We start from the raw sequence: 23,352 nt of genomic DNA, 5'->3' as shown, positions 1-23,352 counted from the left end.
AATAGCAAGAAAATATTCACAAACTCTCTCACTCGATGAAAAACGACCACAAATGTTCCCTAACAGTTGTGGTCGTAGTTTAAAAAAGAAACTTTATTATAAGAATTCAGCGAATTCGGTTGCTATTTTTTCTTGATTTGCCGTGATTACTTCTAGTTTCAACCCAGCCATCGCACGTTCCATCATCCCTTCGATATCGAGACGCTCTTCATATTGATGTACTTTATCCAGTCTTGGGCGTGTCTTTGGTTGAGGGGGGGCAAAGATTGTGCAGCAATCCTCAAATGGTTGAACCGACAATTCAAAAGTATCAATGGCTTCGGCAACTTCAATGATCTCCAATTTATCCATCGTTGCCACTGGGCGCACGATTGGCGTATTGGTTACTTCATTGATGGCGACCATGCTATGCAAAGTTTGTGAAGCGACTTGTCCTAATGATTCACCATTTAAGATGATCAAGCCATGACGAGCTTCCCGAATCGCATCTGTCAAACGCAGCATCATCCGACGGGTGATGGTCATCCAATAGCCTTGTGGCACACGGTTTTTGATTTCTTCTTGGATTTCCGTAAACGGAACTTCGATAAATTGGATGCTTCCCACATAAGGCGCAAGCTTCTTAGTTAAATCTTTGGCTTTTTGTAATGCTTGTTCACTCGTATAAGGAGGACTTGCAAAATGGACTGCTTCGATCTCAACACCGCGTTTCATGGCAAAGTAGCCTGCAACGGGCGAATCGATACCACCAGAAAGCATCAACATTCCCTTACCGCTGGTGCCAACGGGTAAGCCGGCTGCTCCTTGGATCGTTTCATAGGACAGATAGGCGCCATCGACCCGTATTTCCACCCGCAGATTGATGTCTGGTTTTTTCATTTGGACTTTGATATCAGGAAAACGGTCGATCACCGCATTACCTAAGGTCAAATTCAACTGGTTGCTATCTTGCACAAACGAGTGATCGCTGCGCTTAGCTGTGATTTTGAAGGTCTCAACACCGGTGTAGATCTCTGCCATAACGTCTTGAACGGCTTTCTTTAATAACTCAATGTCTTTTTCAACCCGAATACTAGGGGAAAAGTTTTGAATCCCAAAGACTTTTTGCAGCTTAGGAATGATCTCTTGGCTGTTTTCACCGTTCAATAGCAAGTGCATGCGATCTCGCTCGGCATGAACTTTGACATGGGGATAATCGGCTAAGGTACGTTTGACGTTTGAAGCTAATTGCATAATAAAACTACGACGATTTTTGCCCTTTGTTGACAGTTCGCCGTAACGAACCATGATTTCTGAATAATTCACGAGAAAACTCCTTTGATTTGGATTGATTTTATAGTGCTATGTCGTGCTCAATTGATTTTCGAAAATTTTTGGTACAACTGGTGGAAGACGATTAGAAACTGCTCGACTTCTGCCATTGTATTGCTCTCATCTAAACTGATACGAACAGCGGATGTCGCTAACTGTTCCGGAACGTGCATCGCATGAAGCGTACTGCTGGCCATCTTTTTACGAGAGGAACAAGCGCTCGTCGTCGAAAGATAGATCTGCTTTTCTTCAAATGCATGGACTAAGACTTCTCCTCTGATCCCTTTTAATGAGAAACAAAGTATATGTGGCGCAAACCCTTCAGTGCCAGAAAAAAGCGTGACTTTCTCATAGCCAGCCAGTGCTTCTTGCAAATAGCCTTTTAATAATTGAACATGGTTCGGCTTTTCAGCCTTGTGTTCCGTCGCTAAACGCAGGGCTTTTGCCATGGCAACGATTGCTGGTACATTTTCGGTACCGCTGCGCTGGTTTTGCTCTTGCCCACCGCCAGTCATCAATGGCGCCAACTTACGACCTTGTTTCCAATAGATAAATCCGGCGCCACGAGGTCCGTGAAATTTATGTGCAGAGAACACGGCAAAATCGACTCGCTCATTGAACCATTGCTCTTGCGGGACCTTTGTGATGGCTTGGACGGCATCTACATGGAAATGGATCGTTGGGTAGTCCGCCAACACGGTTGCGATCTCATGGATCGGTTGAATCGATCCTACCTCATTATTGACCGCCATCACCGAAACCAAAATCGTTTCTTTGCGAATCATGTTTGCTAATTCTGACACGTTGACAAAGCCTTGCGCATCAACAGGGACCACACTGACCTCAAATCCTAATTCGGCTAATTGAGCCGCTGTTTCACTGACGGCAGGGTGTTCAATACTGGAAATAATCAGGTGATTCCCATAGGCTTTTTTCGCTAAAGCAGTCCCTTTGATGACCCAGTTGTCTCCTTCGGTCCCCCCACTGGTAAATGCGATCTCTTTGGAAGAAACGTTTAACAGATCGGCGACCTGCTGACGTGATTGTTGTAGCAGGCGATTGGCTTGATTTCCTAAATCATGCAGGCTTGAGGGATTGCCGATGATTCGCTGACTGACTTGGACATATGTATTTAAAGCTTGTGGATAAATAGCGGTTGTTGCACTGTTGTCAAAATAGATCAATGATAGGACCCTTTCTCTAAAAAAATTCTTTCCCATTATAACTGCTCTTGGGCTGAGTTTCAAGGTGACTCGCTGGCTTTGGCTTTATTTAAAGGAAACTTTCCCTTCCTTCGTAAGCGTTAATCATGCAGCGAGCCATTCTTTCCATGAAAAAAGCCAGTCAGTTTTTCACTGCTGGCTTTCGTATTATACTAAGTCGCGGTTATTGAAGTAGAAGTTTTCGATCCTTTTGAAGGCACCTGGTTCTACTCGTTCCAACGCTGTGCCGATTTCATCTAGCGCATCTTGATAGCGATATTCTTTACTGAACAAGTAAAGTGATTTGTCGATCGCTGCCTTGATATCTGGATGAGAATGACGATAACGGTTGGCATATTGCATCATTTGCTCAGTCAATGCCGCAGCATCCACCAAGTCTTTCGTTTGTTCATCTAAAAGATCAAGATCTTCTTCACAGACAGAAACCAATTTATTGATTTCTTGCATGTTGATGCGAATCTTGTTCAATTCTTTGCCTAGTTCTTCCACCCGATCTGTTGCCACGAAGAAGAATTCTAAGTACTCACCTGGCAAACCAGGTAAGCGTTGCTTCTCAACAAACCGCTTCAAGTTGCGTAGACGGAATTCGAAGCTTTCCACTTTTTCTTGTGCAACTTTTTCGCCACGACGTAATTCCGCAAGGGAATCATCGATTTCGACTTGCTGGCTTTCCACATCATCCAAAATCTTGTAGGCATCTTTGTAGAAGCTTTGCACTTCTGAATAAGGAATTTCGTGCTTTTCTAATTGTGGTAGGTACTCGTTATTGCGACGAGCCAATTCGTCGACTTCCGTTTGGAAACCACGGACGCGACCTAATTCATTATGATTCAATGTATAGCTTTGTGCCGTATGATCCAACTCGATCAACAACTGACGGTTGTTCTTCGTTGCGTGGTCAATATAGTCTTCAATGATTTGGCGATTTTTCATGACATATTTCTTGGCATTGATCTCACGTTCCATCACCGTATACAAGGCATCGATATCACTTGCAGTATCACGACTTGCCACTTCAACGGAAGCGACTTCTGTTTTCGCTAGATCGTTCATGGAGTTTTCAACTCGTTTTTTCACACGGTTGATTTCTTCTTGGAAGTTTGCTTCTGGGAACACATATTTTTGTTCTAATAATTTTTTGTAGCCATCTTGGATTTCTTTCAACTGATCTGGGAAGGTACGGTTTAATTCTTCGTAGGCCGCTGGGATCCGTTTCATTAAGTCTTCTACTTCATAGGTGTGTTTTTCTGCTTGGTCTAACACTTCCCGTGCTTCCACAGGATCGCCTGAAGTATTTAAGGTAACAAATTGGGTGAACTCAATTTCAATGTTTTTGATTTGTTTTTGCAGCTCATTGTAAGCAGGACCGAATTCTTCGCCTTGATCCCGTAACTTCTTCTTCAAGTCTTCGTAAACGTCCAACGCTTTTTGGACTTCCAGTGAATTTCGTTCTTCACTTTCTCGTAATTCTTTCAAGCCGGCGCGAATCTCTTCTACTTGGCGTTCCATCTCATCCATGGTCGCTTCCGCTTGAACGATCGCCCCTTTTGCTTTGAAAAAGCGGATGCGTTCGTTTAGTTCTTCCACTTCAAAGATTTGACTCTCAAGTTCAGCAAAAGATTTTGTGGAGATATCTGTCCATTGTTGGTTCCACTCACGAAAGGTATTTTGACTTTGACCAACCAAGTGCATTCTTTTTACTTCATCGACTTCTTCGATCACCGGTAAGTCAAACAGATTTTCTTTGCGTTTTTCCAAGTCATTTAGCTTTTCTTGGTTTTTCTTCCGCATGAAAAAGCCAATTGCATACAAGACCGCTGCGATGATGATGATGGCAATGACAATTCCAAAGATGATATTAGTTCCCATTTTGTGGTTCCTCCAATTTTCAAATATACATGTTTCGTCTAAAATCTGCTGATCAGCAGATTGATTGATAAGTTCATTGAGTATAAAAAGGACAGACAGTCCCTTTATAAAAAAGCATCTACGCTAGATTATAGCATAAAGAAAAAAATCAAGCATTAGATTGAGGCAAAAAAGATCGACTTTTTTCGCATCGAATAAAATCATTCACGGCTTTTCCATCGATAATGAAAACAAATCGTGAAATTTACATCAACAAGTGACTTTTTTTCTGATTTTTCCGATTTTTTTCAAGAAACCGCTTGATTTCTCCCTATTGAAACTGTACTCTAGTAAAAAGCTTGAACAGGAGTAATGTCAAATGAAAGTAGCGAAATTCGGAGGCAGTTCCCTTGCCTCAGCCGAACAAGTCGAAAAAGTTGTTGCGATAATTGAAAGTGATCCTAAAAGACGGTTTGTTGTTGTTTCAGCGCCTGGTAAGCGTTCCAGCGACGATCAGAAAGTCACCGATCTGTTACTAGCAGTCTGTACCCGTCTGTCTGCCCAAGAAGAAATCACTGATTTAATCGAAGAAATCTATGCCCGCTATACAGCGATCGCCGCCCCCTTTGGTATCGAACAAGTCCATTTAGACCGCATCTGGCAATCATTGGCGGCTTTTCAAACACTGCCTACTCAAGACAATCCGCATCTTTATGATACGGTCTTGGCAAGCGGCGAAGACAACAATGCCAAATTGATCGCAGGGATTTTACAAAGCCGTGGATTAGCTGCTCGCTACATGAATCCACAAGAACTTGGGTTGCTGGTGACGGATGAACCCCAAAACGCCCGTATCTTGAACAAATCGTACGCTAAGATCGCACAATGGCGCGATAGTCCTGAAATCTTAGTGATTCCTGGCTTCTTTGGTTACACAGAAGCCGGCGAAATCTGTACCTTCTCTCGAGGGGGATCTGATATTTCTGGTGCCATCGTGGCGGCTGGTCTGCAAGTAGAATTGTACGAAAACTTTACCGATGTCGATGGGATTTTTTCTGCTCATCCAGGCTACGTTCATCATCCAGAGTCCATCAAAGAAGTGACTTACCGAGAAATGCGGGAGCTGTCTTATGCCGGCTTTACTGTTTTGCACGATGAGGCGTTGATGCCTTCATACCATGCGAAAATTCCCGTGGTGATCAAAAACACCAATAACCCAAGTCATCCCGGCACCTTGATCACCAACCAAAGAGACAATTTGGATCAGCCGGTGATCGGCGTTGCCAGTGACGAAGGCTTTTGTATGATCTATATCCGCAAATACTTGATGAACCGCGAAGTTGGGTTCACGTTACGGGTCTTAGAGATTTTCCGGGAATTTGATTTAAATTATGAACACATGCCTTCAGGAATCGATGATATCTCGATCATTATGCGCTCCAACCAGTTGAATCCAGTATTGGAAGAAGAACTGCTGCGCAAGATCGCCTACGAGATCGATCCCGATGAACTGCGAATGACCCACGATCTATCCATGGTCGTCGTCGTTGGTGAAGGGATGCGTCAAAGAGTCGGGATCACTGCCGACAGTACCGCTGCCCTTGCGCGAAAAAATATCAACTTAGAGATGATCAACCAGGGGTCCTCTGAGGTCAGCATCATGTTCGGCATCCACAAAGAACAAGAAAAAGCCGCTGTCAGAACCCTTTACTACACTTTCTTTGATTAAACCAAACGTGCCAGTTGCACCACTCCTTTTGCTAATAAGCAATCGGAACGGGCAACTGGCACGTTTCTTTATTATGGCTCTTCGACATTTAGTGTTGGTAGAGAAAAATACAACTGAGAATTTAGTCATAACCAGTTAGGCAGCGTGCTTAACTGGTTTTTGTTTTACTTGGAAGATTAAGCCTTGAATGAGATAAATTCTTGCTCGAAAGTCGTGGAAATTTCGATAGCCGTAGGCTACTCGTTTTATCACTTTTATCTTGTTGTTTGTTCCTTCTAATGCCCCATTACTATACCTGGTTTTTAAAGCATATTGAATCCCTGATTTGTATTTATTTAAAAACGTCAGCTTCTTACAAAACCATTGTGGGAGGCGTTGATCTAAGCTGTTGATCGTATCGAAAAAGCTTTGGCTGTCCTTGTGTTTAAAGTGATAGAGGAGGAGCTGACAAGTCTCGTAAGCCCTTGTTAATTGCTCGTCATAACTCAAAAGTTCATCGACGATCGCTTTTTGCGTCATTGGTCTACGAAAGGATCGATCATATTGATAATTGGAACTATCCAGATCATAGGCATGCTTAAGGAGTAATTTCCAGAATCGCTTCAATCGTCGATACTTTGTCGGTTCCGTTTTTTGAAAGCTGTTCATTGTTTTAATTCGCAACTGGTTTAACGCACGAGTGATTTGTTGGACAATGTGAAAGCGATCGGTCACGATTTTTGCGTTTGGGAAGACCGCCTTTACAAGTTCAAAATAAGGGGCATTCATATCCATCACGACGTATTTCACGTTCGCTCGTGCTTTTCGGGTGAATTTAAGGAAATATGGTTTTAAGAATGCAAGGCGACGATTCTCCAATACACCGATCAATTGTTGGGTCTGCCCATTCATAAAGACAAAACTCATTTTTCCGCTGCAGGACTTCATTGATTTGAACTCATCAAAACAAAGGACCGAAGGTAACGTATCAAAACGAGGATGATACGTTTTTAAACAGGTGTGTAGGACACGCAGAACGGTTACGTCAGAGACAAAATAGCGATCGGCAATTTCTTTTCTTGTTGTATTCTTGGCCAGCTCCAAGGCGATTTGAATCTTTAATTCTTTTGAAAGATAGCAGTTTTCATCCACCAAGTTTGTCTGAGCATTGAATGTCGACTGACATTCTTTACAGTAAAAGCGTGTACGTACCAAGCGTAATTCTGTTTTTGTTGCTCGATAAGGCAAAAGTTGGACTTTTGTTTTGTGTGAGCCATTCTTGATGATTTGTCCTTCATTTTTGATGCCACATTTACGGCAATGGCTTGGTATATAGCTAAGTTTGGCATGGATAAGATTGGTGCGAAACCCCTCTTCTTCTATAGTCTCTAACCATTCTTCTGTTAAACCTAACAATTTTCTAGTACAATGATCCATGGAGATATCCTTTCTTGGTTTGGTTTTGTTTTAGACGACTAAATTCTACCAGTTAGGCTATCTCTTTTTCTATCTTTTTTTACAAAAAAAGTGTTGGTAGAAAATCCGTAGATTTTCCACCAACACTAAATATTGTAGAGCCTTTATTATTCTGACGATTCTTGGGCTTGCGCTTGTTTTTGTGCCAATTGGCGTTTGATTTCTGCCTTGATTCGCGGTTCAGGAGCAAACCGTTCTTCCCAATCGCTAGGCTTCATGACTTTGTGGGTCTCAGGATCATAATGGGGCTGCCCATCTGGGAAAAGTTTCCCCATGTTGGCGTCATGAACGATAGCCAGGATCGGCGCTGGATCGACCCCTACCAGTGAAAAAGAGCCATAGGTAAAATACAGCAGATCACAGAGCGCATCGACTTGTTCTACTAGAGAATCACTGACAGGCTGTTGTTTGGCAGCCAGCTTGGCTTGGGCTTGATCAATTGCTTGATGCAAATGGGTCAACCCTGCTTGAAAGGTCTCTTCGTCATTGTTGCTGGCAGCATAAAGGAACTCAACTAATTCTTCAATTTTAAAACCAGCACGAAACTGGGCTTTTTCCGCTGAAAAAGCTTGTGGATATGGCGGTCGTGTTGGATCAAAGGTTTTATGAAACTCTTCCGTCATTTCAAATGGACTCATTTCTCTCGCTTCTTTCTGCTTTTTCTAATGGTTCTGTTTCATGGTTCTGCGCTGTCTCCTACGTTGCTTCATGGATTGGCTACACCTTGTTTATTTTTTTTAATTCAATCCCTTGCTTGGGCATCCTCGGCAATGATCCCAAAATGGATCAAGGCTTTCTTGATGCCGTCATGATCGTTGGTGTCCGTCACAAAGTCAGCACTGGCTTTGGTGATGGGCTGGGCATTGCCCATCGCAACCCCGATCCCCACACCTTCTAACATTTCCACATCATTAAAATGATCCCCAAAGGCCATCGCTTCTTCCATCGCGATCCCTTCATAGGCCAAAAATTCTTTGATCCCTTTGATTTTCGAACCGTTTTTCGGCACGATATCAACAGAATAGGCATTGGATCGCTTAAAATCACATTGCGGCAGCTTGGAGCGTAATTTTTCGCGCTCTGATTCAGGGCTCAGCATAATGCACTGATAGATTGGCTCTCGTAAAATGTCCAATGATTCATAACGTTTGGCGTTGCGATTGGGACTGAAGCGCTGCAAGACTTTCTTTAAAAAGCCGACGGGAAATTTTTTCGGTACATAGCGCAAATAGCGCTGCATGACGGGTGATTGGCTTAAACGGATCGTCAAGCTGCCAGCCACTTGCGTTTCTCCGCCAAACATGACTTGACGATAATTTTCATCGGCGTATTCTACGATCGCTTCCAGCGTTTGTTTTGGAAAAGGTTTGGCATAAATCAAGGTTTCCTTCGTGTAAACATATTGGCCGTTATAGGTGATAAACATGTCTAACGACAAGTAATCGATCACCTTCTCTAAATCAACCGGACCACGTCCGGTGGCAATGCCGCAGAGGACGCCATTGGCTTGGGCTTGTTTGATGGCTTCACGGGTACTGGCAAGCGCCTTGCCGTTACTGGCAATCAGTGTGCCATCAATATCAAAAAAGATTGCTTTTATCATATGACTCCTCAAAATAATTTCAACTGATTAGGATTTAATGCTTCGTAATCGATCTGCAGCGCATCGATCAATGCGCGAGCATTGTCAGCGGCGTCACGACCGGCATTATTATTGAAGACCACTGCGACTTCTTTGGCATTGGCTTCGATGGCTTGAATCGCTTGTTTTAACTCCGTTAGTTCGGCTTGGTCATAGCGATACAAGGTCCGCAGATTTTTGGCATCTGGCCCCGTCGCTGTCCAGCCGCTGTCGTTGCGTCCATGAAAACGGCACAGGACAAACGCAGGATTGGTCACGGTTGGATCAAGGGGAATCGTGGTCGATAGCTTTTTCGGCTGATCAACGACTACTAAGGAAAACTGTTTTCGCTTCATATAATCGATCATTCCCGGATACAGTTTCGGCTGATACCAGCTGCTGTCTCTCAGCTCAATCGCCACTGGGTAACCCGCAAACCATTCTCGCACTTGATCTAAATAGGCGACATTTTCTTTCGTACATTTAAAGCTGTTGGGAAATTGCGCCAATAGGCAAAACAGTTTGCCCGCTTCTACCATTGGCGCGATCGCTTCTTTATAAAGCTGCAGCGCTTCGGTCATGGTCAACTGATCTGGCAAATCCCCTTGGGTGGTCACACTTTGATGGACTTTCAACACAAAGCGGAAATTTTCGGGAATCTGGGTCAACCAATTGCGCACGTCTTTTTCTTTTGGCAAAAAATGATAGGTGGTATCCAGCTCAACTAACGGAAAATAACGGGCATACTCAAATAATTTCGAGTTTTTTCTTTGCACGAGACTGCCATGTTCACTAAATGTGGTACAACCAATTCGAATCATTTTTTCCCATCGCTCCTTGTTTTCTTATTTTAATAGTATACAATAGTTTTGAGTTAAGAGTAAATAAATCATTGCAGGTGATGAAAAAATGAAACGAATTCTCGTGTTGCACACTGGCGGCACCATCGCCATGAAAGAAGATACCCTGACAGGCGGCGTCAGCCCCGATGTCAGCAATCCGCTGATGGATGCACCGATCCACATTGATGACGATGTTGAATTGATCGTCGAAGACATTTTTAATATTCCCAGTCCTCATATGACGCCAAAAGAAATGCTGCAGCTGAAAGAACGTATCCAGCTGGCGCATTTAAGCGGTGTCGATGGGGTCGTGATCACTCACGGAACCGATACGCTGGAAGAAACGGCCTTCTTTTTAGATACCACGATCGGCGGTCAGTTACCGATCGTGGTGACTGGTGCCATGCGCTCAAGTAATGAAATCGGCAGTGACGGGCTTTATAACTTTGAAAGTGCGATTCGGGTCGCCAAGTCCCCCGATGCCATAGGAAAAGGTGTCTTAGTCGTCATGAACGATGAGATCCATTCCGCACGTTATGTTACGAAAACCCACACCACCAATATTGCGACGTTCCGCACCCCGACATTAGGTCCGATCGGCTTAGTCACAAAGCACCGAATCTTGTTTATGCAAGAGCTGTTAAATAACCGCCATTTGGATGTTGATCGTGTCGATGGTTTGTTTCCGATCGTCAAAGCCTATGCTGGGATGACCGGGGAATTGTTCGATGCTTTAGCCGACTCGCTGATCGATGGACTAGTGATCGAAGCTTTAGGCGCTGGCAATCTGCCGCCTCAAACCATTGAGCCTTTGAAAAAACTGATCGCTAGAAACATTCCGGTCGTCTTAGTTTCTCGCTGCTTCAACGGAGTTGCCGAGCCGGTCTATGACTACTTAGGCGGCGGGATCGAATTGCAAGCTCTTGGGGTGATTTTCTGCAATAGCATCAATAGCCAAAAAGCCCGCATCAAATTATTGATAGCGAAAAACCGTGGGTTGACCATGGATGAGCTTCCTGATTTCATGGAGAATTGACCAAACAAAAACCCTTTTGCCATTCCGTTAACGGAGGCAAAAGGGTTGTTTTATTTTTCTCGCCAAGTAAAGATGGCTTCGCAGTAAGTATCCTCACCGATCTTGATCTCGTGGATCGTTTGCAGCGGCACAGCCTCGCCGGCTTCATCGACTGTCTTTTCATTGATTTGAAAATGGCTTTCGATCAAATGGCCGTAAGCAACTTCCCGATCAAAGCGGATCGTCACTTGTGTCACTTCATGTTTTGTTAAAAACTCATAGCCTAAGACGTCCATCAGCCAATTGAAATACATGGCGTTGTTGACATGCTGATTGCTATCGATATCGTAGAAACGCACCCGATACGGCAAAAATTGTCCTTGCGTGATAGGGGTGATCTTCGGATAGCGTTTGATTCGCTTGATTTTTTCACTGCCAAAAGGCACCACGATCTCATCCGGAACACTGCTGACTTTGCGCGTCTCCGGGTCCATCAACGCAAAAACCGCTTCGATTTTGACCAATTCCGTTCCGTCTTCTGCCAATAACCAAAAGTAACGGTAGCAGAAAAACTTATTGTATTCTCTCGCCTGGGTCGCCACTTGGATCTGCTCCCCTACGCGCGGCAAACGAGTTACCGTTATATGATAGCTGGTAATGATCCAGGTCAAGCCATAACTAGCGATGACTTCCGGTCCGCGGTTTAACGCCGCACTTTGTTCTTCTGATGTCTTGATGGCAATGCCTAGCATGGCTGGAAACGTCATCGTTTGGTTGACATCACATTCATAATACGCCACTTCATGCGTGGTTTGATACTTTGCTGCCATAGTTCTAATTGCCTCCTAAAAACGACTCAATATTTCATCGACAGTTGGTCCATAACTTTCGCCAAATTGATTCAAATGGACCAATAAATAATACAATTGATACACTGGCAGTCGCTCTTTCCAATTCTCATCTAATGGATAGACTTCTTGATAGCCTTCCAAAAATTCCTGACGAAAACCGCCGAAAAGCTGGGACATCGCAATATCCATCTCTCGATCCCCATAGGCGACTGCCGCATCAAGAAACACTGGTTCTCCTTGTTGATCGAACAGCACATTCCCCCGCCAAAAATCACCGTGTAATAAAGCAGGTGTGACGCTGCGATCACGCCAATTCTCATGCAAAAATTCTTTCAAACGCAGATAAGCGGCTTCCCGTTTGGCATGCCAGTGATTACCCAGCTTCGCTAATTCGACTTGCACATCCAAACGGCAGACTGTGAAAAAATCAAGCCAATCGGTGGTTTTCGGATTGACTTGCGGCAAAAAGCCGATGTAATTGTCTTCGTAAAAACCAAAAGTCTCCTGCGTCTGCTGATGAAGCCGAGCCAAGCTTTGGCCTAAGCGCCGCTGCTGTCCTTCCCCACTATCGATCCATTCCATCAATAAAAACGCCCCCTCTTCGGTCTGACCGAGACGTTCGATTTTTGGCACCCGCACGAAAGGGGCTAATTCAGCTAAGCCGTTGATTTCTGCTTGAAAGAACATCGATGAAACATGAGGATGGGTCTTTAAAAAATAGCGATTTTCTGCTGTCGTGAAACGATACGTTTGATTGACATCCCCACCACTGATGGGCGTTAGCGAGCCGGTCATCCCGATTGCTGCGAACAATGCTTCCTCCATACGGATCTCCCTTTCTTTACTCAGTCAGTTGGGCAGTCAAGTACGCTTGTTCCTCTTTCGTCACCCCTAGTCCTTGCAGAAGATACTGATCGACCGAACCGAAATGCTGATCGATTGCAGCCAAACTTTCCTCAAGAAAACTCTCTTTGGCACTCATCAAAACCGTGATCGCCGTTAACAGCTCTTGCGGCAAATGCTGGGTCATTGGGGCAAATTTTTCTTTTAGCATTGGGGCTAGATAGCGATTGGTCGCTAAATAATCTTCTTTGATCGTCGCTGGTGCCACCGCCAACACATGCAGCAATAAAAAGGCGCCAAAGCCTGTGCGATCTTTGCCGGCGGTACAGTGGAACAAGGTTGCTCCTTCGCCTTCCGCATTGTCGATCACATGATCAAAGAACTGCCGATATTGTTGGCGGGCATAGTCGCTTTCAACAAAGTGACGGTAGACTTTTTTCATCTGCTCTTCGGCATCTTCCCCATCTTCCAAGCGCTGCTTCAAGCTTTCTGGCGACAAGGAAACCATCGTTTCGTCTTCTTTGAAAATAGGTAAAAAAAGCTGCTTTGCTGTGGCGATCGGTCGATCAGGCTGTGCATTGGCTTCAGCGATGGAGCGAAAATCAATGACCTGATTGACCCCATAGTTTGCCAGTACTGCTTGATCTGAAGCAGTCAATTCATTGATCGCCGCACTACGGATCAATTTTTTTCGTTTGATCGTCGTGCCGTTTGTCGTTTGATAGCCGCCAAGTTCTCTGACGTTTGCTGCTCGTTCTAGTTGAATCAATTGTGTCATTGCTTATCCCTCCCGCGATGTTCTAGTTAAAAGTATAGCAGAAACTTCGCTATTAAGGGCACTGAAACCTAGATTTTTCTATGAGCTGAGCTTTAACGGACAAAAAAAAGAAAGACCACACGCAGTCTTTCTTTGCTTTCGCTTGTAAAAAAATGTTTCTATTCGGCTTCGATCACGGCGGCAGAATCATCTAAGATCGAACGATCCAGTTCGTTGATACGGCTGCTGGTCACCATTCCCGCAACCATACTGTCGCTGACATTAACGAGTGTCCGTGCCATATCGATCAATGGTTCAACAGAAATAACTAAGCCTACGATGGCGATCGGCAAGTTCATTGAGCCTAAGACGATCAATGAAGCAAAGGTTGCGCCACCGCCGACACCAGCAACGCCGAATGAGCTGATCGTAACTACTGCAACTAGCAGCAGGATAAACTGCCAATCAAAGACATTGATCCCAACCGTTGGTGCAACGATCGTTGCCAACATCGCTGGATAAACACCCGCACAGCCGTTTTGACCAATCGATAACCCAAAGCTGCCTGCAAAGTTAGCCGTGGCTTCATCAACACCTAACGCTTTGGTTTGGGTTTCGATGTTCAATGGCAAGGCACCGGCACTTGAACGAGAAGTAAAGGCGAAGCTCAAGACTGGAAAAGCCTTTTTGAAATACGTTACTGGATTGACCCGTACAGCGATCAGCAATAATGAATGAACGAGTAAGACCAAAATCAAAGCGGCATAAGAAGCGATGATAAATTTCCCTAAGTTCAAGATGGCTTCAAAATCACTTGAAGCTAATACGTTAGTCATCAATGCCAAAACCCCATAAGGTGTCAGGCGCAAAACTAACGTGACGATACGCATCACGATTTTATATAAGCTGTCCATCAAATTCGCAAAAGTTTCCGCTTCTTTCGGTGATTTGCGTTTGACACCAAGAAAGGCAATCCCAACAAAAGCTGAGAAAATCACGACCCCGATCGTACTTGTCGAACGAGTACCAGCAAAGTCGGCGAAGACATTACTTGGGATGAAAGAAACGATTTGTTGTGGGATCGATAGATCTTGGACTTGTGTCGAACGTTCCGCTAATTCTGCGATCCGCGCTGTTTCCGTTGCTCCTTCGGTAAAGCTGGCACCGTCAAGACCAAAGACCATGACCATCACGATCCCGATCAAGGCAGCGATCGCCGTTGTCCCTAGCAAAGTCGCAAGAACCGTAAAACTGATCTTCTTGATTTTTTCGCTTTCTTTCATCTTGGTGAAAGCACCAACGATCGAAACGAAGATCAAGGGCATGATCAGCATTTGCAAGAGGGCCACATAGCCGCTACCGACCATCGTGATCCAGTCAAGAGCTTGCGTGACAACATCAGAGCCTGTCCCAAAAATCAGCTGTAGCACACCACCAAAAACGATCCCGACGAACAACGCCGCAAAGACCCGCGTTGAAAACTTCACGTGACGCTTTTGCAATAAGTAGAACCCATAAATAAGGGCAGCAAAAAGTAGAACAACAATAATAGTTAACAGATTTGTCATTTGAATCCTCCTTTTGTTCAATAAACATGACAAAGTCTGTCAGAGGAAGTAAAGGTTCCCAGTGACCATTCTTCAACAGTTCACTCTAATGAGACGTGTGGCATCATTAGTGACTATTCCATTTTAAAGAAGTTTGCTTCATCTTACAATAAATAAGTTCCCACTTTTCTGGGATGGTACCGCTTTTTTGTCAGTAAATAAAAAAAAACCGTTGCCACACTCCCATGCTGCTAGGATTTCTGCTTTCCTAACGGTTGGATTGCGGCAACTGGTTCGTTATTTTTTCATTTCGTCTTTTTGAAAAATTTCAGAAAATATTCAGGCAATCATTAGAAATTGCTGACTTACGCCAAAGCGCCCATTGGATCCCAAGGTGCTAAGACCGTTGGTTCTGCTTCAAAGGCAGCCAATTGTTCTGCTGTCAGGAATTCTTTGCGAACCACGATTTGATAGGTGTATTCATCCATCCATGCATCGCTCATGACGAAGAAGCCATTCGTTCCGACTTTTTCACCCCAGCTGTTTTCGACTTTCCATTTGGTTGATTCGCCGTCGATCAAGTCAACGCCAGTCAAGACCATCGCATGGGTCATTAAGCTTTCGCCAAAATCTAAGCGTTCTGCTTTGGTCATCGTAAAGTCGATATCAAATAAGTCGTTGATATCATAGGCATCTAATGCCATGATCCCAGTATCTCTGGTAGAAGATTGACCGACATCACAACCGAACCACACGGACTCCCCTTGTTCCAATTGAGCGATCGCTAATTTTTTGAAGGTCGGCATATCGACGTTCAAGTATTTGACTTCTTTGCCGCCAACCACGTTGCCTAGCATTTCTACGGTATACGATTGATTGTAAGGTTTGTCGGCAGTTGGTGCGTTGATGATACTGACATAATCGTCAAGATCCACCCCGACATATTTTTCATAAAAGCTTTGTGGTGTTAAGTTGCGATCAATGTGATAGTTTTTGTCTTCATCACGGTATTCAAAATCAAAGGTTTCTGGCGGTGTGCCTAAAGAAGTCGCTAAGAAACGATAAATGTCTTCCAACATCGCTTCTTTGGCTGTTTGGATGTCTTCAGCTGTTTTGCCTTCAGCCACTAGCTGACGCAAAGCAACCGCATCTTTACGCAGTTTTTTGTTCAAGTAATTGTTTAGGTCACGAGAATTGGAAGAGTTGCTGCTTTCTGGCATGACCGTTTTTGGTACGACACCATATTTTTGGAAAATCGAAACGATCATGTCCCATTGCCCACCATCTTGTTGTGGTGTTTGCAATAAGAAAGCAACTTCGCGACTTGTTAAAGGTTCGTTAGCAGTTGCTAAAATATTTTCATAGAAATAGTTGGCTTTTTCGTATTTGTCCCAAAAGAAGGTATGGTTTTGCGACAATTCAAATTCTTTTAAATTGAAATCATTCAACATCTTATGACGGAATGTATTCAATGCGGCAAACATCCAGCAGCGGCCTGATTGTTTTTGGTTTGAGACTTTCCCGGTTGTCACATCAACTGAAAAAACTGGCACATTGTTGACTTTTGCTGACACGTTTTCTGCAGAAGCGGTGATCCCATTTTTCACAACACTCCGTTGCAGTGCCGTTTGTTTATTATTGTCTTGATACGCTTGCGCAAAGGCAGCGGTGGTCTTTTTTGAAATTTCTGACATATTTCTTCATCCTTTCACTTTCCGTTCCTTCCATTTTACGCCTCTGCCTCTCAAATAACAACCTCTCAAATAACAACCGCTCCTAGAAAAATGAAAGGATCATCTTTCTAAGAGCGGTTGCTCGTATCAAGGATTTAAAGGGTTAGCATCAAAAGCAAAAAGCCAAGTAAAACAAAGGATAGTCCTCGTTCAAATCGTGCATACAGGAAGCGGATCGGGCGACTAGCTAGCAAGATCGTCAGTAAAACACTGGCTAACACCAACGTCACAAAGCCTAATACCGACAGATTCAAGTCGGTGATGGCTAATGCCCGCAAGCCCTTGATGAAGATCCCCTGTAAAAGATAGACCAGCAGTGTGTTTTTGCCCCACTTCGTAAAAAACAGGTGCTCTCTGGGCACGAGGCTCAGAAAACCGATGATCCCCATCAGCCCGATCACGAAAAAGACCGCACGCAAGGGACCGCCGAACAACGGGTAGCTCAAGTAATCGTCATAAGGCTTGGAACCAAAAACCATGTACTTGTTCATCCCATGAAAAAACGCGATAAAGGTGTAGATGATCGGTAGGAAAAGCAAACTGATGGTTCGAATCTTTGGTTTCAATAAAAAGCGCATCTCATTTTTGGGAAAATAAAACCCGATAATGAAAAACGGCAAAAAGACAAAGGTCCGCTGCAAGGTCAACACTTGATTTAAAAACGGCACGTAGCCAGCAAAGATGCTCAAGCCAATACTCAGCAGGATCGCCTGCTTTTTGGACATTTTTTGAAAGATCAACAGCGAGAGCTGCCAAAAGAACATGCTAAGCAAAAACCAAAGTGCCCATTGCGGATTCAACAGTTGGATTTTTAGCGACTCCCGTAGACCGATCAACCAGTAATAGACGGTGTAAAACACCTGAAAGAAGACATAAGGCAGCAAGAACTTTTTCATCAACTCACGAAGCTTGTGTCCCTTCGTCAACGGTTTGGCAAAGTACCCAGCCAGAAAAACAAAAGCTGGCATGTGGAAAGTGAAGATAAAATAATATAGGTCATGATAAAACTTCTGATCGCCGATAAAAGGCTGCAGCAAGTGACTGAAGACGACCAAGATCATCAGTAAAAATTTTGCATTATCAAAGTAAGCCGTTCTTTGCGATTGGCTCATAAAAAGTTCCTCCTCTAAGTTGTATCTGTCAAAGGATACCTGATCCATGAAACAGAACTGTAACAAGCTATTTACTTTTTTCTAACGATTCTTGTTCATTTGATTACCAGTTGCTATTTTGTATAATTTGTATTAATATATATAATACAAAGGAGCTGTTTTCGATGATATTTGATATTCAAACCCAAAGCAACCAACCCATCTACCAGCAGTTGCGGGAGCAGATCATTGTCGGTATCGCAAAAGGCGATTTGGCCGCTGGCGAATTGCTGCCATCCGTCCGTCAATTAGCCGAAGAGATCGGCATCAATACCATGACGATCTCAAAAGCCTACAATTCCCTCAAAGAAGAAGGCTTGTTAGTCACAGATCGCCGCAAAGGAACCGCCGTTGCCGCGCCACCACCGTTTACTTCCGGACAAGAAGCGGAGTATCGCCAAAACTTACAGCTACAGCTAGCAACCGCTCTCTTACACGGCAAAAGCAAGCAAGCGCTTTTAACGGATGTTCAACAACTTCTGGACCAATTTCCTGAAAGGAATGAATGCAAATGACTTATCTTTTTTTCATTATTGCCCTCGTCCTCTGTGGGACGACCGCATTTGGTTTACGCTTGATCAGTAAACCCCACAAAAATGTTTTACTCGAAAATACCCTTGCCCCTGAGCATCTGGATGATCCTAGCGTCCACAGCTTGATCACAGAATTTCGCAAGCGTATCTTACAAATCGTTGGTACATTTAGTGTAGCAAGTCTCCTTTTTTTGTTCAATTTATCTGACTCCATCATCCTTACCCTGTTCTGGCTTTATATGGCCGCTTTGCTGGGGACAGCTTACTTGGTGCAAGTACATTACATCGGAAAAATGCGGCAATTGATCCTTACCAATGGATGGGAACTACCCATCGATCCGATTCGGATCGATACGAAACTCGTTCAAACCAAAAATAAGCGGATGCTGCCGTGGTATAACCTCGTTCCTGCGGGGATTTTGTTGATGATCAGTTTGTACCAAGCATGGCAGTTGCCTGATCTTTCTACAGGATACTTGATGGGCGGTGTCTCCTTAGCAATTTTTGCGCTGTTCCTCTATCTCTGGGTGATCATCAGCCGCTTACCCGTTCGCGGGATCAGCGATGATTCAGCTATCGACCAGCACATCAATGATTTAACAAAGCGCTATTGGTCCTTATTGATCGCTGTCACTTGTACCATTACACTGCTCTTATTGACTATCCCGCTGGCGTCCATGTCCGCCACTGGAGCATTCAGTACTATCCTCTTAGTGCTCTTTGTTGTTTTGGTGGTTTTCTTGATCGTCTTTACCTTCTTCTTGTTGCTAGATCTGCGTAAAAAACAAGATCAGCTCTTAGAACCGGCAGCACAACCGCGCTATTATGGCGAAGATGCTTACTGGCGATATGGTTTTTACATCAATCCTAATGATGCGCGACTGTTCGTTCCTGACCGTGTTGGGATGAATATCGGCATCAATCTAGGCAAACGCAGCGGACAAATCGTCGCAGGCATCACCGCGGTCTTCTTACTTGTGTTAATGATCGGGACCATCATTCCAATGTACCGCTTAGATTTCGCTCCTGATGCGATCACCGGTGAAGTGCAAGGACAAGAAGTCACCTTTGATGCACCAATGACCGGGAAAACAACGGTCTCTTTGGCAGATATAGAAACGGTGGAATTGATCGAAGCTTTGCCATCGCCTCGTGTTCGTACCATGGGTGTAGGAACCGCCAGTTACCAAATCGGTCAGTTTACCGTTGCCGGTGAGCCTGCCAGAATGTTCGTCGACACAAAGGTGACGCCCATTTTAAAAGTCACTACTAACGATGGCCCAACCGTTTTTTACACAAATAAAAAAGCCGCCGAAACGACGGATTTATACGAGGAACTATTACAGAAGATTTCCTCAGCGGAGTGAGTGTTCTGGAAAAAAATGGGGAACCCATTATCCCCAGGCTATCCACAACCAACAAAAGAACGGACTCTTTCCAACAAAAAAACGACCTTCCGAAACGAAGGTCGTTTTTGATACTCCGGCAGTAGGACTCGAACCTACGACATCATGATTAACAGTCATGCGCTACTACCAACTGAGCTATGCCGGAAGAATCTATCTGTACTATACCAAATAGTCAGATAATTTAGCAAGAGCAAAAATCAATTTTTTGATCCTTTTTTTCAAGAAAATCCCCTTTTAGAAACTTCCCTTCCCGCAAAGCGTTTTTCTCAAGAAATATCCGAAAATCTCATTGACAAAGTAGCGCCTTTACGGTATTCTATATCTTGTGTTAAATAACACGCCGCTTTAGCTCAGTTGGTAGAGCGCATCCATGGTAAGGATGAGGTCGACGGTTCAAGCCCGTCAAGTGGCTTTGGTAGGACAACGTTTGTCGAACGTTGTCTTTTTTTGTACATCTCATTCCCAATATATAGCGATAATTTCTAAAGTTAACAATTCGTATTGCCTCTAATTACTTGCGATATACAAAAGAAATAAGATCGTAAAACCCAATAGTACGAAAGATACAACTGCTTTCACCATTCTCGCTGCATCTTTAAATTTGAACAAGAGCGTATAAAGATTAATAAAGTAAATGATCGACAGGACTGCTTCTTGCGAATATTCCTTCACTTGGATCAAGCCTAACCATATACTCAGCAAAAGAATCGAAAAAACAACCTAATAGTTTTCTGCAACACGCTTCATTTCATTCTCCTTTCCAATGATAGCCACTTGCAACCAGCTGAATCATGGAAACTCAGTAAATTATCAGCCCCTCTCTCCAATACTTTTCCTACATCCTTTGCTTATTAAAAGTGTAACAAACTATCTTTTCTAACGGTCAACCTAGTTCAATTTACATAAATATTTTTTTGATAAAACGACGAAAAGACGTTTTCAATCGTTACTCACAGCTCCATTTTAGGCACTTCTTTTTTACAACAAAAAACCTGCTCTCCTAAAGCCAAGAGAGCGGGTTTTTCAACTAAACTGAATTTTTTTGAAAGGATATGCCTTATGCTGACTTAAAAAATAACATATTTTTTCCGTTTGATTCAACTTCTTACTTCACGACCAGCACCGTACATTTCGAATGATTAACGACATAATCGGTGGTTGAGCCCACGACAGCTCGAGTCAATGTACCTTTGCCAGTTGCACCGATAACGATCAAATCAATTGGATACAATTCAGTCGCTGCATGAATGATAAAACGTTTTGGATCACCGACTTCAACGATCACCTCAACATCTTCCACCCCATGTTGATTGGCATCATAGATTTTTTTCAACATATCCGTTTCCACACGTAATTTTTCTTGATCAAAAATTTTCGCAAAAGCATAGGCACTTGTGGATAACTCAGCATTGTTGATAACAGAGAGGACATACAATTTGGCTTTGTTCCTACGACAAATCGCGAGTGCTTCTTGGAACGCTTTTTCTGACTGATCCGACCCATCTAAGGCAACAAGTACATTTTGAGAATTACGTAACATCCAAATCGCCTCCTTTTCTTTATTTTACCACAAAAAATGGAAGCGTTACAAAAAAGGACGAGGTCTACTCTTAAGAGACCTAAAACTTCCTTTAAGATTTGTGAAGGTCCTTACTTGGTTCCGCAATTATGCAGTAAAATAAGGAGAACAATGATTCGAGGTGAAAGAAATGCGCTCTTTTTTCCATGCTGCAGTCACTGTGCTCTTGTACTTAGGGCTTTTCTTGCTGATAATCGGTATTATCGCCTTTTTCTTGCTAAAACTTTAAGCTTGGTTTGTTGAAAAGCAAGTTGCTGTCACATCCCTAAGAGGAGCGAAACACTTGGTTTATCAACAATTATCGAAACGAACAGCTTGCTGCTCACTCGTTTCAAAAAGGAGATCATGCAAAATGGACTTACATATTACCCCTAATGCCGCTGCTCGCTTTCCAGAAGGACACGACTTATATATTCTGACGAGTAATGACGGATCGAACCAATTTTCTTCAGCAGCTGGATGCTGTATGATTGGCGAACGTTTTTTGATCACACCGATCGACGAACCGTTAGACCCATACAATGAGTTAGTCTCAAGCAATCAGTTTACTTTTTTTACATCAACCTATGATCAAATGTTCTTGACTGGTCATCTAATTCTAGATGTTCACCCAACTTCAGGAACCTTGATTTTGAAAAACGAAAGCGGCTATTTGGATACCAATCTTTTATTGGAAGCCTCTCCGCAGTTGAAGCAAACGAATGTATAACAAAAGAGCTGACAAACGCCTTGTAAGGTGCTTGTCAGCTCTTTTTCTCTATACGGAATGGGAAATCAACGAAAGAAGTTCTTGTGTCTCAGCGGCTAAAGCGATTGCACCAGCATCAAGCAATTCTTCTCGTGACCCAAAACCATATAAAACACCGATTGCCGGTAACTGGTTTTCTTTTGCACCTAAAATATCATGCTCACGGTCGCCGATCATGATGGCTTCCTGCGCTTTTTGCTCCTTTTCGATCTCAGTAAGTGCGTAGCGGATAACCGCCGCTTTTTCGCCACGTTTATTCTCAAGATCCGCCCCATAGATTCCTTTGAAATAGCCATCATACTTGAGATGGGTCAGGATCTCTTTTGCAAAAACTTCTGGTTTCGACGTAGCGATATACAAATCGTGATCCTGCGCCAGCTCCTGCAATGTTTCTTCAATGAACGGATATGGTTGTACTTGAAACATCCCCGCTTGACGATAATTTTCCCGGTAGAAGGCAACGGCTTGCTGGGCAGCAGCTTCATCTAAGCCCAAGCCACGGAAGGATGCAATCAAAGGTGGCCCCACAAAGCTTCGCAGTATGTCTTGCGCTAATTGCTCTTTTCCCATTTTTTCCATCGCATATTGAATCGATCCATAGATTCCTTCACTCGAATCAATGATCGTTCCATCTAAATCAAAAAGTACTTTCTTTCTCATGCCATCGTCTCCTTTTCTAATAGTATAGAAAAAAACAGCAGGACAAGCAACACTTCTTCCTTTTCGTTCTGATCTCATCTAAATAAAAAAGACGCTGCCCCATCAAAGGCAACGTCTTTATTTTTGTCATTTTATGTAAAAAAAAAAGATAGCAGATGCTATCAAGCAACTCCGGCAGTAGGACTCGAACCTACGACATCATGATTAACAGTCATGCGCTACTACCAACTGAGCTATGCCGGAAAAATTGAAATGCGTGGCGACGTCCTACTCTCACAAAGGGAAACCCTTCACTACAATCGGCGCTAAGAAGCTTAACTTCTGTGTTCGGCATGGTTACAGGTGTATCCTTCTTGCTATCGCCACCACACTATTCAATTGAGTAAGTCTTGCTCACTCAAAACTGGATCGAAGAAATCAAAACGCTACGAGTTTACGTGCTTTTTTCTTTTTGGTTAAGTCCTCGATCGATTAGTATCAGTCCGCTCCAACCATCA

Annotated in this window: 20 protein-coding genes, 3 tRNA genes and 2 rRNA genes (1 of these 25 cut by a window edge); 6 read left to right on the top strand and 19 right to left on the bottom strand. The window is 43.6% G+C overall.

Annotated features, from left to right (window positions below; all coding sequences use genetic code 11):
• Positions 1 to 96 precede the first annotated feature (96 nt).
• The 3 genes from thiI to ezrA all read right to left on the bottom strand — a co-directional run bounded on the left by thiI (position 97) and on the right by ezrA (position 4,403).
• Positions 97 to 1,305: a tRNA uracil 4-sulfurtransferase ThiI gene (gene thiI / locus IGI92_RS03600; protein WP_420658147.1), complete on the bottom strand. Its 1,209-nt coding sequence runs from the start codon at positions 1,303 to 1,305 to the stop codon at positions 97 to 99.
• Positions 1,306 to 1,352: 47 nt separating this feature from the next.
• On the bottom strand, positions 1,353 to 2,495 hold the full coding sequence (locus IGI92_RS03595) for a cysteine desulfurase family protein (protein ID WP_430608483.1): 1,143 nt from the start codon (positions 2,493 to 2,495) through the stop codon (positions 1,353 to 1,355).
• A gap of 186 nt (positions 2,496 to 2,681) precedes the next feature.
• Positions 2,682 to 4,403: a septation ring formation regulator EzrA gene (gene ezrA, locus IGI92_RS03590; protein ID WP_016611694.1), complete on the bottom strand. Its 1,722-nt coding sequence runs from the start codon at positions 4,401 to 4,403 to the stop codon at positions 2,682 to 2,684.
• Between the two features lie 358 nt (positions 4,404 to 4,761).
• Between ezrA and IGI92_RS03585 the strand changes: the two genes are divergently transcribed.
• On the top strand, positions 4,762 to 6,111 hold the full coding sequence (locus IGI92_RS03585; RefSeq protein ID WP_016611695.1) for an aspartate kinase: 1,350 nt from the start codon (positions 4,762 to 4,764) through the stop codon (positions 6,109 to 6,111).
• A 135-nt stretch (positions 6,112 to 6,246) separates the two neighbouring features.
• Here IGI92_RS03585 and IGI92_RS03580 read toward each other — a convergent pair whose 3' ends face one another.
• The 4 genes from IGI92_RS03580 to IGI92_RS03565 form a co-directional block, all read right to left on the bottom strand.
• Positions 6,247 to 7,527: an ISL3 family transposase gene (locus tag IGI92_RS03580; RefSeq protein WP_430608086.1), complete on the bottom strand. Its 1,281-nt coding sequence runs from the start codon at positions 7,525 to 7,527 to the stop codon at positions 6,247 to 6,249.
• A 146-nt stretch (positions 7,528 to 7,673) separates the two neighbouring features.
• Positions 7,674 to 8,204, bottom strand: a complete 531-nt coding sequence (locus IGI92_RS03575; protein ID WP_005237530.1) for a haloacid dehalogenase — start codon at positions 8,202 to 8,204, stop codon at positions 7,674 to 7,676.
• Positions 8,205 to 8,308: 104 nt separating this feature from the next.
• A complete protein-coding gene (locus IGI92_RS03570) occupies positions 8,309 to 9,169 on the bottom strand; it encodes a Cof-type HAD-IIB family hydrolase (RefSeq protein WP_016611697.1) in 861 nt (286 codons plus the stop codon).
• Positions 9,170 to 9,177: 8 nt separating this feature from the next.
• Positions 9,178 to 10,008 (bottom strand): DUF72 domain-containing protein, encoded by an 831-nt coding sequence (locus tag IGI92_RS03565; RefSeq protein ID WP_008377017.1) that lies wholly within the window; start codon positions 10,006 to 10,008, stop codon positions 9,178 to 9,180.
• Between the two features lie 88 nt (positions 10,009 to 10,096).
• Between IGI92_RS03565 and IGI92_RS03560 the strand changes: the two genes are divergently transcribed.
• Positions 10,097 to 11,065 (top strand): asparaginase, encoded by a 969-nt coding sequence (locus IGI92_RS03560; RefSeq protein ID WP_005237533.1) that lies wholly within the window; start codon positions 10,097 to 10,099, stop codon positions 11,063 to 11,065.
• A 50-nt stretch (positions 11,066 to 11,115) separates the two neighbouring features.
• Here IGI92_RS03560 and IGI92_RS03555 read toward each other — a convergent pair whose 3' ends face one another.
• The 6 genes from IGI92_RS03555 to IGI92_RS03530 form a co-directional block, all read right to left on the bottom strand.
• Positions 11,116 to 11,874, bottom strand: a complete 759-nt coding sequence (locus IGI92_RS03555; protein ID WP_005237534.1) for an acyl-ACP thioesterase domain-containing protein — start codon at positions 11,872 to 11,874, stop codon at positions 11,116 to 11,118.
• A 15-nt stretch (positions 11,875 to 11,889) separates the two neighbouring features.
• Positions 11,890 to 12,720 (bottom strand): fructosamine kinase family protein, encoded by an 831-nt coding sequence (locus IGI92_RS03550; protein WP_194188748.1) that lies wholly within the window; start codon positions 12,718 to 12,720, stop codon positions 11,890 to 11,892.
• A 16-nt stretch (positions 12,721 to 12,736) separates the two neighbouring features.
• Positions 12,737 to 13,516 carry a tyrosine-protein phosphatase gene (locus tag IGI92_RS03545; RefSeq protein WP_005237536.1) on the bottom strand — a complete coding sequence of 260 codons (780 nt, stop codon included), beginning with the start codon at positions 13,514 to 13,516 and terminating at the stop codon, positions 12,737 to 12,739.
• Positions 13,517 to 13,674: 158 nt separating this feature from the next.
• Positions 13,675 to 15,063 (bottom strand): L-cystine transporter, encoded by a 1,389-nt coding sequence (locus IGI92_RS03540; RefSeq protein WP_010747447.1) that lies wholly within the window; start codon positions 15,061 to 15,063, stop codon positions 13,675 to 13,677.
• Between the two features lie 344 nt (positions 15,064 to 15,407).
• Positions 15,408 to 16,736 carry an aminopeptidase C gene (locus IGI92_RS03535; RefSeq protein ID WP_430608083.1) on the bottom strand — a complete coding sequence of 443 codons (1,329 nt, stop codon included), beginning with the start codon at positions 16,734 to 16,736 and terminating at the stop codon, positions 15,408 to 15,410.
• A 134-nt stretch (positions 16,737 to 16,870) separates the two neighbouring features.
• Positions 16,871 to 17,887, bottom strand: a complete 1,017-nt coding sequence (locus tag IGI92_RS03530) for an acyltransferase family protein (protein ID WP_008377006.1) — start codon at positions 17,885 to 17,887, stop codon at positions 16,871 to 16,873.
• Between the two features lie 164 nt (positions 17,888 to 18,051).
• Between IGI92_RS03530 and IGI92_RS03525 the strand changes: the two genes are divergently transcribed.
• On the top strand, positions 18,052 to 18,441 hold the full coding sequence (locus tag IGI92_RS03525; RefSeq protein WP_005237540.1) for a GntR family transcriptional regulator: 390 nt from the start codon (positions 18,052 to 18,054) through the stop codon (positions 18,439 to 18,441).
• Entirely contained in the window at positions 18,438 to 19,826 is a 1,389-nt protein-coding gene (locus IGI92_RS03520; protein WP_430608082.1) for a hypothetical protein, read from the top strand. The genes IGI92_RS03525 and IGI92_RS03520 overlap by 4 nt, the downstream gene beginning before the upstream one ends.
• A gap of 113 nt (positions 19,827 to 19,939) precedes the next feature.
• Here the strand turns inward: IGI92_RS03520 and IGI92_RS03515 are convergent.
• Positions 19,940 to 20,013, bottom strand: a tRNA-Asn gene (locus IGI92_RS03515).
• Between the two features lie 194 nt (positions 20,014 to 20,207).
• Between IGI92_RS03515 and IGI92_RS03510 the strand changes: the two genes are divergently transcribed.
• Positions 20,208 to 20,280 (top strand) — tRNA-Thr (locus IGI92_RS03510).
• A 693-nt stretch (positions 20,281 to 20,973) separates the two neighbouring features.
• On the opposite strand, the gene IGI92_RS03505 is transcribed toward IGI92_RS03510, so the two are convergent.
• Positions 20,974 to 21,408: a universal stress protein gene (locus IGI92_RS03505; RefSeq protein ID WP_005237544.1), complete on the bottom strand. Its 435-nt coding sequence runs from the start codon at positions 21,406 to 21,408 to the stop codon at positions 20,974 to 20,976.
• A gap of 391 nt (positions 21,409 to 21,799) precedes the next feature.
• On the opposite strand from IGI92_RS03505, the gene IGI92_RS03500 reads away from it, so the two are divergent.
• Positions 21,800 to 22,156 carry an iron-sulfur cluster biosynthesis family protein gene (locus tag IGI92_RS03500; protein ID WP_008376995.1) on the top strand — a complete coding sequence of 119 codons (357 nt, stop codon included), beginning with the start codon at positions 21,800 to 21,802 and terminating at the stop codon, positions 22,154 to 22,156.
• 48 nt (positions 22,157 to 22,204) lie between these two features.
• Here IGI92_RS03500 and IGI92_RS03495 read toward each other — a convergent pair whose 3' ends face one another.
• The 4 genes from IGI92_RS03495 to IGI92_RS03480 all read right to left on the bottom strand — a co-directional run.
• The gene (locus IGI92_RS03495) at positions 22,205 to 22,855 is read right to left on the bottom strand and encodes an HAD hydrolase-like protein (protein WP_008376993.1); all 651 of its coding nucleotides are present in this window, start codon (positions 22,853 to 22,855) and stop codon (positions 22,205 to 22,207) included.
• 169 nt (positions 22,856 to 23,024) lie between these two features.
• Positions 23,025 to 23,098 (bottom strand) — tRNA-Asn (locus tag IGI92_RS03490).
• Positions 23,099 to 23,109: 11 nt separating this feature from the next.
• A 5S ribosomal RNA gene (gene rrf / locus IGI92_RS03485) occupies positions 23,110 to 23,225 on the bottom strand.
• 81 nt (positions 23,226 to 23,306) lie between these two features.
• A 23S ribosomal RNA gene (locus IGI92_RS03480) occupies positions 23,307 to 23,352 on the bottom strand (it continues 2,869 nt past the right edge of the window).

The organism is Enterococcus sp. DIV2379, assembly GCF_050542965.1.
GTDB classification, from domain to species: domain Bacteria; phylum Bacillota; class Bacilli; order Lactobacillales; family Enterococcaceae; genus Enterococcus_D; species Enterococcus_D entomosocium.
Note: the sequence above shows the minus strand (reverse complement) of the source record. Positions and strands in the feature narration are given on the sequence as shown.